9 protein-coding genes are annotated in these 13,027 nt (G+C 38.4%); 1 reads left to right on the top strand and 8 read right to left on the bottom strand.

Annotation, left to right across the window (positions count from 1 at the left end):
- Nucleotides 1-11 precede the first annotated feature (11 nt).
- The 8 genes from GILLI_RS13110 to GILLI_RS13075 all read right to left on the bottom strand — a co-directional run bounded on the left by GILLI_RS13110 (nt 12) and on the right by GILLI_RS13075 (nt 11,913).
- Nucleotides 12-1,832, bottom strand: a complete 1,821-nt coding sequence (locus GILLI_RS13110) for a cytochrome c oxidase subunit I (RefSeq protein ID WP_006989599.1) — start codon at nt 1,830-1,832, stop codon at nt 12-14.
- 69 nt (nt 1,833-1,901) lie between these two features.
- Entirely contained in the window at nt 1,902-2,969 is a 1,068-nt protein-coding gene (locus tag GILLI_RS13105; RefSeq protein ID WP_006989598.1) for a cytochrome c oxidase subunit II, read from the bottom strand.
- A gap of 29 nt (nt 2,970-2,998) precedes the next feature.
- Complete coding sequence (locus GILLI_RS13100; protein WP_040506646.1) at nt 2,999-4,342, bottom strand: hypothetical protein; 1,344 nt, start codon at nt 4,340-4,342, stop codon at nt 2,999-3,001.
- A 26-nt stretch (nt 4,343-4,368) separates the two neighbouring features.
- A complete protein-coding gene (locus tag GILLI_RS13095; protein ID WP_006989596.1) occupies nt 4,369-5,052 on the bottom strand; it encodes a c-type cytochrome in 684 nt (227 codons plus the stop codon).
- A 5-nt stretch (nt 5,053-5,057) separates the two neighbouring features.
- Entirely contained in the window at nt 5,058-5,585 is a 528-nt protein-coding gene (locus GILLI_RS13090) for a DUF3341 domain-containing protein (RefSeq protein ID WP_006989595.1), read from the bottom strand.
- A gap of 3 nt (nt 5,586-5,588) precedes the next feature.
- Nucleotides 5,589-7,394 (bottom strand): NrfD/PsrC family molybdoenzyme membrane anchor subunit, encoded by a 1,806-nt coding sequence (nrfD, locus tag GILLI_RS13085; RefSeq protein ID WP_006989594.1) that lies wholly within the window; start codon nt 7,392-7,394, stop codon nt 5,589-5,591.
- Between the two features lie 33 nt (nt 7,395-7,427).
- Nucleotides 7,428-10,508 carry a TAT-variant-translocated molybdopterin oxidoreductase gene (locus GILLI_RS13080; protein ID WP_006989593.1) on the bottom strand — a complete coding sequence of 1,027 codons (3,081 nt, stop codon included), beginning with the start codon at nt 10,506-10,508 and terminating at the stop codon, nt 7,428-7,430.
- 55 nt (nt 10,509-10,563) lie between these two features.
- On the bottom strand, nt 10,564-11,913 hold the full coding sequence (locus GILLI_RS13075) for a c-type cytochrome (RefSeq protein ID WP_006989592.1): 1,350 nt from the start codon (nt 11,911-11,913) through the stop codon (nt 10,564-10,566).
- A 225-nt stretch (nt 11,914-12,138) separates the two neighbouring features.
- On the opposite strand from GILLI_RS13075, the gene GILLI_RS13070 reads away from it, so the two are divergent.
- On the top strand, nt 12,139-12,531 hold the full coding sequence (locus GILLI_RS13070) for an SPOR domain-containing protein (RefSeq protein ID WP_006989591.1): 393 nt from the start codon (nt 12,139-12,141) through the stop codon (nt 12,529-12,531).
- Nucleotides 12,532-13,027 lie beyond the last annotated feature (496 nt).

The raw sequence follows: 13,027 nt of genomic DNA, 5'->3' as shown, positions 1-13,027 counted from the left end.
TGCTATTGTTCCTAATGATTCATCTCCTCTTCACCTGCCTGAAGGGGCACATCCTGAGGAACAAAATCCTGCCCTGCGATCACGTATTCCCCATTTTCATTGGTTTTACTGTAATCATAAGGCCATCTGTAAACAGCAGGGATCGCTCCCGGCCAGTTTCCATGAATATGTTCCACCGGGGTAGTCCATTCCAAAGAGTTTGATTTCCAGGGATTTTGAGTGGCTTTTTTTCCAAAGAATATCGAATGAAAAAAGTTATAAAGGAAAACCAACTGAATAGCCGCTGTTATCAACGCAAAAACCGTAATTAATACATTGGTATCTGCAAGATCGTCAAAATATGGGAATGCTGTATTTGTATAATATCTTCTTGGTAATCCGGCCAGTCCAATAAAGTGCATTGGGAAGAATACCCCGTACGCTCCTATTGCGGTGATCCAGAAATGAACATAACCAAGATTTTTGTTCATCATTCTACCAAACATTTTTGGAAACCAGTGATATACCCCTGCCAATAAACCATACAATGCAGATATCCCCATTACAAGGTGAAAGTGAGCAATTACGAAATAGGTATCGTGCACGTTGATATCCAATGTGCTATCCCCTAAAATAATACCGGTTAAACCTCCGGTAATAAAAGTAGAAACAAACCCAATGGAGAATAACATGGCAGGGTTAAGCTGCAGGTTTCCTTTCCATAAGGTAGTTATCCAGTTAAAAGCTTTTACTGCAGAAGGGATTGCAATTAGCAAGGTGGTAAAGGTAAATACCGATCCTAAAAATGGATTCATCCCAGATACGAACATATGGTGACCCCATACGATGGTTGATAGAAAGGCGATCGCAAGGATAGAAGCAATCATCGCACGATACCCAAATATAGGTTTTCGGGCATTGGTTGCTAAAATTTCTGAAACAAGGCCCATTGCAGGAAGAATTACAATATAAACTTCCGGGTGCCCCAGGAACCAGAATAAATGTTCAAAAAGCACCGGGGAACCTCCCTGGTGACTTAGCACTTCTCCTTGTAAAAAAATATCACTAAGGAAAAAAGATGTGCCAAAACTTCTGTCCATTATAAGCAATAGTGCAGCTGCAAGCAAGACCGGGAAGGAAACCACACCAATAATTGCAGTTACAAAAAATGCCCATATAGTAAGTGGAAGTCTTGTCATAGACATTCCTTTAGTCCTCAAATTAATCGTTGTAACTATATAATTTAAGGATCCCATTAAAGAAGAAGCAATAAAAATTGCCATGGAAACAAGCCAAAGAGTCATCCCCATTCCGGAACCTCCAATCGCCTGTGGCAATGCACTTAGGGGTGGATAGATGGTCCAACCGGCAGATGCAGGTCCTGCTTCTACAAATAAGGAACTTAACATTATAACACTGGATAGAAAGAATAACCAGTATGAAATCATATTTAAAAAACCAGATGCCATATCCCTTGCTCCAATTTGGAGTGGAATTAACAGGTTACTAAAAGTACCACTAAGACCGGCCGTAAGCACGAAGAAAACCATTATTGTTCCGTGAATGGTAACAAGTGCCAGATAAATTTCTGGAGACATCACCCCGTCTGGAGCCCATTTTCCAAGAAAAAATTCAAACAATGCAAAGGACTCTCCCGGCCATGCGAGTTGCATACGGAAAAGAACCGACATTAAAATACCAACAATTCCCATTAACAAACCAGTGATAAGATATTGCTTGGCAATCATCTTATGATCTGTACTAAATATATATTTTGTTATAAAGGTTTGTTTATGATGATGCCCATGATCATCATGTGCATGATCCAACGTTTCCTGTCCTAGTGCTGACATATCTTTAAATCTTTAACTTTTAATTTTTCTGTTTTCAAAACGTGCAATTTTAAAATCTTCCTACAGCTACTACTGTGGCGCCATGGATGTAGCAAACGTATTCTGCTCGGCCATCCAGGCATCATAATCCTCCTGACTTTCCACAATAATCTTCATTTGCATATTGTAATGAGCCTGACCACAAATTTTATTACACAATAAGAAGTAATCGAACTCATAAGTATCTAAAGGAACTTCTCCCTGGGCAATTAATTCTATAGAATTTTCTTTTCTTATTTCGTTAATGGTTTGAACCTTATCGACCATATATTCACTTTCTCTCATTTCCTCGGTAGTGATACTTGGTGTAAAACCAAACTGAGTAATCATTCCCGGAACAACATTCATTTGAGCTCTAAAATGAGGGAAGTAAGCTGAATGTAAAACATCCTGTGAACGAAATTTAAACACCACAGGTTTGCCAACTGGAAGGTGAAGTTCCGTGGTAATAACATCATCATTACCATAGGGATCACTTTCATCTACTCCCAACTGATTTACACCTTCAATAAAACGTACATTGGCTTTCCCAAGGGTGTTATCCTCTCCGGAATATCTGGCTCTCCATGCAAATTGATACGCGTATAATTCTACAACCATAGGATCGTCATCCTCATTGATATTCATAATATCAGACCAGGTAAACAATCCATAAATTATCAACCCTGCTAATACTATTACAGGAATTATGGTCCAAATAAATTCCAGTTTATCGTTATCGGCATAAAAAAGTGCTTTATTTCCTTTTTGTCCTCTATACTTGTATGAAAACCAATACAACAAAGCCTGCGTTAATATTTGTACGATCATAATAATTATGATGGTAATAAACATAAGGGTATCTACTTCACTCCCGTGTTCTGAGGATGCTTCCGGCAAATAAAATTTACTCAAATTCCAAAAGGAATAAAACATCAAACCATAAAAGAATATTGCAAAACCAACAGAAAGATAAGCCTGGGTTTTGTTATCCTTGTCATTCGCAATTTGTGAGGAATCTACCTCATTGCTGCTCCTGGATAGATCAAATATTTTTGACATCTGCCATATAGTTACGGCAAACAAGGCTATTACTATGATTACTAAAAATACAGTCATTTTATTATTTCTTCTTTATAAATCTCTAATTAATAATGGAAATGCTTGCTTTCTTTGATGAAAGGATTGCCTTTTTGTAACAATGGCACTTTAGTAAGGGCGTTGAACACCACAAACACAAACAATCCACCAAACAATAACATAGCACTAATCTCAGGAATTCCAATAAACCAGGACTCCCCAACCGTTGCCGGCATAACCATTACAAAAATATCTAAATAATGCCCAAGTAGCACTATTATTCCGGCCATTACAACAAATAAATTCACCCTTTTATAATCACTGTTCATCAATAATAAAATAGGGAAAACAAAATTCATAACCACCATTCCAAAGAATGGCAAACCATAATCTTCAATTCGGGTTACAAAATAAGTAACCTCTTCAGGAATATTAGAATACCATATCAACATAAATTGTGAAAACCACAGGTACGTCCAGAAGATACTAAAACCAAACATAAACTTTGCAAGATCGTGTATATGGGAATCATTAACATATTCCAGGTAACCTCTTGATTTAAGATATATGGAAACCAAAGCAATTACAGTGATTGCTGATACTATCATGCTTGACAAAACATACCATCCAAACAAAGTGCTAAACCAGTGTGGATCCAAACTCATAATCCAGTCCCAAGACATCATAGATTCCGTAACTATGAAGAATACTAAAAATCCAGCAGAAAGTTTAAAGTTTTGTTTGAACCATTTATTATCTTTTGAATCTTCATCGATCCTAAGCGAGTTTCTTCTAAGTAAGTATCTAAACAAATTCCATCCACCTAAATAGATCAATGCCCTAATCAAAAAGAACGGTACATTAAGATATCCGGATTTATTCTGAATAATTTTATCATGAGCAACCACTTCCGGATCCATCCAGATGAAAAGATGGTTTAAATGGAGCCCTGATAGTACTAATATTATGAATATGATGATACTACCCGGCAATAAATAAGCCGTGATACCTTCCATTACCCGAAAAAGAACCGGGGACCAACCTGCCTGGGCCGCGTATTGTAATGCATAAAAAACAAGCGTTCCCAGTGCGATCATGAAAAAGAAGAAAGCTGCTATATATAAAGCGGCCCATGGCTTATTTTGCAATTGGTGCAATAAATGTTCATAATGTTCATTATCGTGATCATCAACCAAAATATGATCTCCTTCTGCATGATCCGGGTTGGCAAATTCAACATCCTGGTCTACTATTCCCATATCGGAAGATCCATGAGAGGTATCATCAGCCATCATTTCCTTTACCTCCTCAATTGTGGACGGGGCAGCTACAAAGGCGTAGATGAGACCAATGGCACCAACAATCATAAATATAATTGCTGTTAATTTTAATTTACTGGATAGCGTGTACATATGAATATATCTAAATACAGTTATTTTTAGTTTGTGCTTTCTGGTTGATCTGAAGAAAGGGTTGCATCAGAATCCTGGATTGCAGTAGAATCTGCATTCACTGCAGGAATAAGGTTTTCTACTGTTTCATCATCAAATTCCCTTTCAGGATTGCCTTCCAAAGCATCTTTTAATTTCATTACATAATGATCTATTTGCCAACGCTCTTCAATGGAAGTTTGAGAAGCATACGATCCCATTGCATTAAGACCAAAATACATGACGTGATAAACACTACCCTCTGTGATAGCTCTTCCTTGATCGTCATAACTTGGAATCCCAAGAATTTTCTCACGTTGAACCAAAATTCCCTGGCCATCTCCCTGCTCTCCATGGCAAACTGCACAATATATATTATATAGATCCTTACCGGTAGTAAGATTCTCTTCAGTGTAAGGTAAAGGGTTCTTTAGTTCAGCTTTTGCAAGAGCATATCCTTCATTTGTATTTTCATACTCGTAAGGTCTCCAACCACGTGGAATAGTCCCTTCTACCGGCAATTTTGCTTCCTGTTCATCTACAAAAACATCGTATTCCCCGTAGGTATCATAAGGAACAGACTCATACATATCCGGGAAATACTGATAATTGGGGCTACTCTTATCGAAACAAGAGGTAGCTGTTGCGGCAATAAGAAAGAGTACTATGGATCTTTGAAATAAACTTTTCATTGTGTTTATTTATTATCTATTAAATTAATTTCGAGTGCACCTGTGTCGTATAAAAATTTTGAAAGTTGGTTCACATCGTGATCTTCTACATCAATTTCCATAAGAAAATGATCATCTGTTGTTCTTACATCAGGATTTTCAGCTTCCTTAAAAGGCCATAATTTACTCCTCATATAAAATGTAATCACCATAAGGTGCGCTGCAAAAAACACTGTTAATTCAAAAATAATAGGCACAAAAGCAGGAAGATTTGATAGAAAGCTAAAACTAGGTTTTCCACCAATATCCTGAGGCCAATCTTCTATCATCATGTAATTCATCATAACGATAGCCACTGCGAGTCCAACCAAACCATAAAGAAATGAGGTAATGGCCAGTCTTGTTGGCTCCAACCCCATTGCTTTGTCTAGCCCGTGAACAGGAAAAGGGGTGTAAATCTCTGCAATATGATACCTACCTGCCCTTACTTGCTTTACCGCTTGCAAGAGTATATCGTCATCGGTATAAATAGCGTGTATAACTTTTGATGCCATCTTTTACTTATTATTAAGTTTTATTGCCTGGGCTTCCCAATCTTCCCGTTTTCCTTCGCCTGGGAAGTTTTCAATAATTTCGTTTAACAATTCAAAATCGATTGCTTTCAGTTTGCTAACCTGGCTGAAAGTATAAATTCCTAACTGGTGCAAACGTTGTTGCATCAATGGGCCTACAGATTTCAGTTTAGTGAGGTCATCAGCTTTTTGGGTAGTTGGACTAAAAGTGCCTATTCTTTCCAACATTTCATCAATCCTGTCCTTTTGAATTTCAGAAGTAACAAGAGCGTCCGCACTTACCGTTGGATTATGATTATCGTCTTCCAGGGTACCTTCTCCACTGGTATCTTCCATTTGCTTATGAACACCTTCCGCGGTATTTGCGCTTGGCTCTCTAACAATTGGCGAATAATGATCTACATCGTCCCCATGTTCTGCACGTAATCTTTTATACTTTGCACTGGAAGCTTTTAAAATTGTTTTAACCTCTGCCTGAGCGATTACAGGGAAACTTCTTGCATATAAAAGGAACAATACAAAGAAGAAACCTATAGTTCCAATGAATATACCAACATCTACAAAAGTTGGTGAGAACATGGTCCAGGAGGAAGGTAAGTAATCCCTATGAAGTGAAGTAACTATAATTACAAAGCGTTCGAACCACATCCCAATATTCACTACAATAGAGATAAAGAAAGAGAACATGATACTGGTTCGCAGTTTTTTGAACCACATAAACTGTGGGGACAAAACGTTACAAGTCATCATCGCCCAATAAGCCCACCAATAAGGACCTGTTGCCCTGTTAAGGAAAGCATATTGCTCATATTCCACTCCGGAATACCAGGCTACGAATAATTCGGTAATATAAGCAACCCCCACAATAGAACCTGTGACCATAATTACAATGTTCATCAATTCTATATGCTGAATTGTAATATAATCTTCCAGGTTGGAAACCTTTCGCATTATGATAAGCAAGGTGTTTACCATTGCAAATCCGGAGAAAACAGCTCCTGCAACAAAGTATGGAGGAAAAATAGTAGTATGCCATCCAGGGATAACCGAGGTAGCAAAATCAAAGGATACAATGGTATGTACCGAAAGTACCAATGGGGTAGCCAAACCTGCTAGTACCAAAGAAACCTCTTCAAAACGTTGCCAGTCTTTCGCCCTACCGCTCCATCCGAAGCTTAATATTCCATATATTTTTTTCTGAAAAGGCTTTACAGCCCTGTCACGTATCATGGCAAAATCCGGAAGTAAACCAGTCCACCAGAAAACCAGGGAAACAGAAAGGTAGGTGGAAATTGCAAATACATCCCAAAGCAAAGGGGAGTTAAAGTTTACCCATAAAGACCCAAACTGGTTTGGGATTGGAAGTACCCAATATGCAAGCCATGGACGTCCCATGTGGATAATTGGAAATAAACCAGCCTGCATTACAGAGAAAATTGTCATCGCCTCAGCAGAACGGTTAATCGCCATTCTCCATTTTTGACGGAATAATAATAATACCGCAGAAATAAGTGTACCGGCGTGGCCAATACCTACCCACCAAACAAAGTTAGTAATATCCCAGGCCCAGCCTACGGTTTTATTTAATCCCCAGGTTCCAATTCCTGTAGAGACCGTATAAATTATACAGCCTAAACCCCAGAGAAAAGCGATAAGGGCGATAGAAAATACTATCCACCACGATTTATTCGCTCTTCCTTCAACCGGTGCCGCCACATCAATGGTTACATCGTGATAGGTTTTATCTCCGGTAACTAAAGGCTTTCTAATAGGTGCTTCGTAATGAGACATATCCTTTTATAATTGATTCTTTACTTGTTTTTATTAAGCTTCTGAAGTATTCCTTACTTTGGTTTGATACATCACATTAGGTTTTGTTCCAACATATTCCAGCAAGTGATACATCCTTTTATTTTCTTTCAACTGAACAATCTTAGCTTCCTTATCATTAACATCTCCAAAATGCATAGCACCTTTATCACAAGCCGCAGAACACGCCGTATGGAATTCTCCATCCTCGATAGCCCTGCCATCTCGTTTTGCATCTAAGATAGTTTTTTGAGTTATTTGCATACACATTGAACATTTCTCCATCACCCCTCTTGAACGAACGGTCACATCCGGATTTAAAACCATACGACCAAGATCATTATTCATATGATAATCAAATTCATCATTTTTCGCATAGTTAAACCAGTTAAAACGACGAACTTTATAAGGACAGTTGTTCCCGCAATACCTTGTTCCCACACACCTGTTATAAACCATTTGATTTTGGCCCTGACGCCCATGTACCGTAGCTGCTACAGGACAAACAGTTTCGCAAGGAGCATGATTACAATGCTGACACATTACAGGCTGAAATACTACCTGCGGATTATCTGCTGCAAGTTCCAGTTCTGCAAACTGAGAAAGCGAATCTCCTAGTCCGGACATATCTTCTTTCTTATCAATATCTCCGGTAAAAGTATCCTCTGAAGAATAATAACGGTCTATTCTCAACCAATGCATATCACGGGATTTCCTAACTTCGGTCTTCCCAACTACCGGCACATTATTTTCAGAATGACAAGCTATCACACAAGCACCACAACCAGTGCAGGCATTTAAGTCTATAGAAAGATTGAAATGATGCCCAATGGATCTGTCAAAGCTTTCCCAAAGGTCCACTTCGGGAGAAGTTACAGGAGTTTCAATATGATTAAGAGAAACCTCCGGAACTTTATTCCAAACACGAACATCTTTGGTATTGAAAATTTCAAGCGTGGTTTCCTTGATAATATCACCACGTCCCATCAATGTGTTATGTAGTTGAACACAGGCAAATTCGTGCATTCCCGCAACTTTTTCCAGGGAAACATTCTGCACAGATTTAAAATCTTTATATAAAGGATAGGCATTAACACCTACCTGCATTTCTTCTTTTATTCCTTCCTTTTTTCCATAACCCAGCGCCAAACCTACGCTACCTTTGGCTTGCCCGGGTTGAATAAATACCGGTACATTTTCAAGAGTCACATCATCCATTTTTAGATTAACATAACTTCCATTAAGGGCCCCGTTGGCCACATTCTCATTGATTAACTCAAAACTATCTGCATCTTCCTGAGAAATTGTTAGGTAATTGTCCCAGGATGCTCTTGTAAGAGGATCTGGCATTTCCTGTAACCATGGGTTGTTGGCTTGTTGCCCATCTCCCATAGATATTTTAGTATAAAGACTTAATTGAAGACCTTTTCCTTCTGAATCAACACTTAAATTCCGAACAGCAGTACTTGTATCAATTGGACTAGCTACAAATTCTGAAGTAACAGCTGCACCTAAAGCAGGAGCAGTTCCTTCAAACACACCATCATGCAATGCGGTATTCCATTCATTTGTTCCTAAAGAACTCCAAGTCTCTTTAATATATTCGTAGTAGGATGTATCAGATCCATTCCACTTTAACAAACACTCCTGAAATTGCCTGGTATCAAACAAAGGCCTGATAGTTGGCTGCATCAAGCTGAAATTATTTTTATTGAATTGAACATCTCCCCAACTCTCTAGGTAATGAGGCGTGGCTGCAACAAATTTACACAACTTAGCAGTTTCATCTTCTTTCATAGAGAAAGCAACAGATACTTCAATATCTTTTAATGCTTTTGCAAATTCTTTTGAATTTGGCAAACTATAAGCTGGATTTACCCCGGCAATTAAAATTGCACCAATGCTTCCATTCTGCATATCTTCAACCAACTTCGTAACAGCGGTGGCATTTCCTTGACGAGTCATTCTTGGATTTGCAGTATCCATCACCTGGCTACCCAAAGCCTCATTAATCTCTAGCACCAAAGTTTGAGCATCTAAATCTGGTAATCCTGAAACAACTACTCCCTTACCTCCAGATTCTCTTAGTTGGGTAGCTGTTTTTACTACAGCATCATCTATTTTACCAGACAAGTTACTGCTAGATGAACCTCCAACAATATACCCATACAAGGATGCTAAAACCGCTCTTTGCTGAGACGGAGTTACGGGCACTCTTTTATCAGCATTTGCTCCGGTTAAGGACATATTTGATTCAAACTGAATATGTCGCGACATTTTTCCGTTTTTAGGAATTCTTGTCTTTGCATATCCTGCATCATAGCCACCACCTTGCCAATCCCCGAGGAAATCGGCACCAACAGATACTATGACTTCAGCTTTAGAGAAATCGTAATTTGGCAAAGCCCGAAATCCATATTTTGCCTCAAAAGCAGTTAGCGCAGCATCTTCTGAAACTGTATCGTAAACTACGTGACGTACATTTCCGAAATTAGCCGAAAATTCATTTATAACTTTGGTAGTAGATGGGCTTGCGAAAGTTTGTGTAAGAAGAACAATCTCTCCCTGCACACTTTTCAACGAATTCATTATTTGCTGGTCAAAATTATCCCAGGAAACATTTTGTCCATCCATCATAGGTCTCTTGACCCGCTGACTGTCATACATAGACAATACGGAAGCATGAACTCTGGCATTTACTCCTGCTTTTACAGTAGCCGAAGCATTGTTCTCAATCTTAATAGGACGACCTTCCCGTGTTTTAACCAAAACGCTGGCAAAATCAAATCCATCGGCGATCGTAGTAGCATAAAAATCGGCTACTCCGGGAACAATTCGTTCCGGTTGCACCACATAAGGAATAGACTTAATGACGGGGCCTTCACAGGCAGCTAAGGAAGCTGCAGCTGTACTGAAACCAACATATTTCAAGAAATCACGACGCGTGGTAGAAGTTCCGGATAAAGATTCCTTATCACCCAAAAACTCATCGGTTGGGATATCTTCTATAAATTCTTTTTGTTGGAGCGTCTCAACAATGGAGCTTTTTTCTTTTAGCTCCTCAACACTTTTCCAGTATTTCTTGTTTGATGACATATATATAAATATTATTAACTTCTTAATTAAAAAACCTGATTTACCAGGAGTACTACTAGTAGTGACATTTTGCGCATTCCAATCCACCTAACTGCGCGGCGGTTAACTCTTCTACACCATACTTATTAGATAATTCTTCGTGAATTTTCTCATAGTATTCATTTCCTTCCATTTTCACATTGGTTTCCCTATGACAATTAATACACCAACCCATTGTTAGCGGAGCATCCTGATAAACGATTTCCATTTCTTCAATAGGACCGTGACAGGTTTGACATTCGATTTGCGCAACGGAAACATGCTGAGAGTGATTGAAGTATGCGAAATCTGGTAAATTATGAATCCTTACCCATTTTACCGGCTTGGTTTCTCCAGTATAGGATTGAGATTCGGGATCCCAACCTACTGCATCGTATAATTTAGCGATCTCATTATCATAAAATTCTTTCGAATATTCTTCAGTAGCTGTTTCAGCAGCTACTTCTCCAATGGATACGTGACAATTCATACACACATTTAAAGAGGGGATGCCTGAATGTTTTGAAACCCTTGCGGAAGAGTGGCAGAATTTACATTCTATCTGGTTCTCACCCGCGTGAATTCTATGCGAATAATGAATAGGCTGAATAGGCTGATAACCCTGATCTATACCTACCTGCATAAAAAATCCATACACAAAATATCCGGCGGCCAATAAAACGATCACAGAAGTAACCAATACTAAAAACTGATTTTGAACAAATGCTTTCCAAATTGGGGTGCCACGCTCTTTCTTAGCAGGTAACTCAACACCACTTGCCACAGCAAATTTTCTTAGCGTTTTATTTACAAGAAAAAGTATTAATAACAGCATTAAAAGAATAAATGCCAGGATTGCCAGGATTACATTATTTGAAACACCCCCAACTCCGGCACCGGTTTCGCCGGCAGCAACACCAGATCCCGCAGCAACCGGAGGCTCCGGCTTAGGCTGCTCCACATATGCAAGAATATCCCCGATTTCTGAATCGGTCAAAGCTGGGAATGCTGGCATTGCAACTTTGTTATACTCTTCGTAGATAGCTATGGCTTGGGCATCTCCGGAAGCGATCATCGCTGAAGAATTACGAATCCAGGTATTTAACCAGTCACGGCTATATTTATCTGTTACTTTATGCAAAGCAGGACCAATAGCTTTTGAAAAAGGCTTATGACAGGCTGCGCAAAGTGAATTGAACAACGATTTCCCGTTTACAGGATCACCTAAATCTGATCCCGGAGCAGCTGCTGCCTCTTCCTGCGGCTCCGCTTGATCTGCAGCAACATCGCCTTCCTGAGAAAAAGCTAAATCGGAAAATGAAAACAGAAATATTGCTGATAAAATCAGCAGGCGTGTGGTTGAATGGCGGAATTTCACCTTTTTCATATTGTAAGTTGAATTAACGTCTTATTGTTTGGCACGATTTTTCATAATTATTATAATCAATGAATATAAGCCATCGAACCCTAAAATTCACGGACAAAAGTAATACTTAAAGTCGATTTTAGAAATCATATAGAAGTGTTAACTTGCAATTTATAATAGTTCTAAATAATAAATTAACCCCCGTTTAAGTTATTAATATATACTTTTACACCAAACCTTTTTATAATGAGAATATTAAAAATTAAAGACTGTTTTTTCACGGGTATGTTTATGCTTGGAATTTGTTTCAACATGAGTGCACAAACAGGGCAAATCAATATCCAGCAAAGTGAACTTATTCCGGAATTACTGGAATTAAAATCAGAGATGACAAAAGACGGGAAGCTTGGAGAACGCTATACAATCCAGCTATATTACGGAGACAACAATGCCGCGAGTAATGTGATCAAGGAATTTAGAGGAAAATATAATTCCATGCCTTCTTCTGTTATTTACGAAACCCCAAACTATAAAGTTTGGGTTGGGAATTTTAGAAACAGACTGGAAGCAGACAGAGCATTACTAAAAATAAAGGCAGATTTCCCTTCCGCGTTTATCCCCAAACCCCAGAGAGGCTAAACAATATAAAACTAATAATTAAAAAAACTCCGATAGGAAATGTTCCCACCGGAGTTTCTTTTGATGTCGAATCTTTTACTGAAGATCTCTTTTTTGAAAATAAAAATGACGCTAATTGGATTGTAATTTGCAATACGATTAAAGGATCCTAAACGTTCATTATTTCTGAGAATTTTCGTCAAAATAATAATCCATTTCATAAGGATAAAAATTAAAATCTTAAATTCAAACCACCTTGCACAAATGATTCAGCAGGTTGGCAAAATCGAAAACCTTTCTATGGTGATAAAGTTAAATCTGGAATGGTAATTTCCAGATTTCAGATCCTTGTTAAGTGAATATTCGGCCGCAAATACCTTTATTAAGCATTTTGACAGCGTTTAATTATTAAACGGACATCCTAGCAATCAGGTAGGCTGAAACCCCATAAACATATTTAAAAATAAAAAGCTGTGCAGAAATTCCTGCACAGCTTTTAATATAATTTACCTTTTAA

The organism is Gillisia limnaea DSM 15749 (assembly GCF_000243235.1).
Classification (GTDB): domain Bacteria; phylum Bacteroidota; class Bacteroidia; order Flavobacteriales; family Flavobacteriaceae; genus Gillisia; species Gillisia limnaea.
This window is presented reverse-complemented; position numbering and strand designations above follow the sequence as displayed.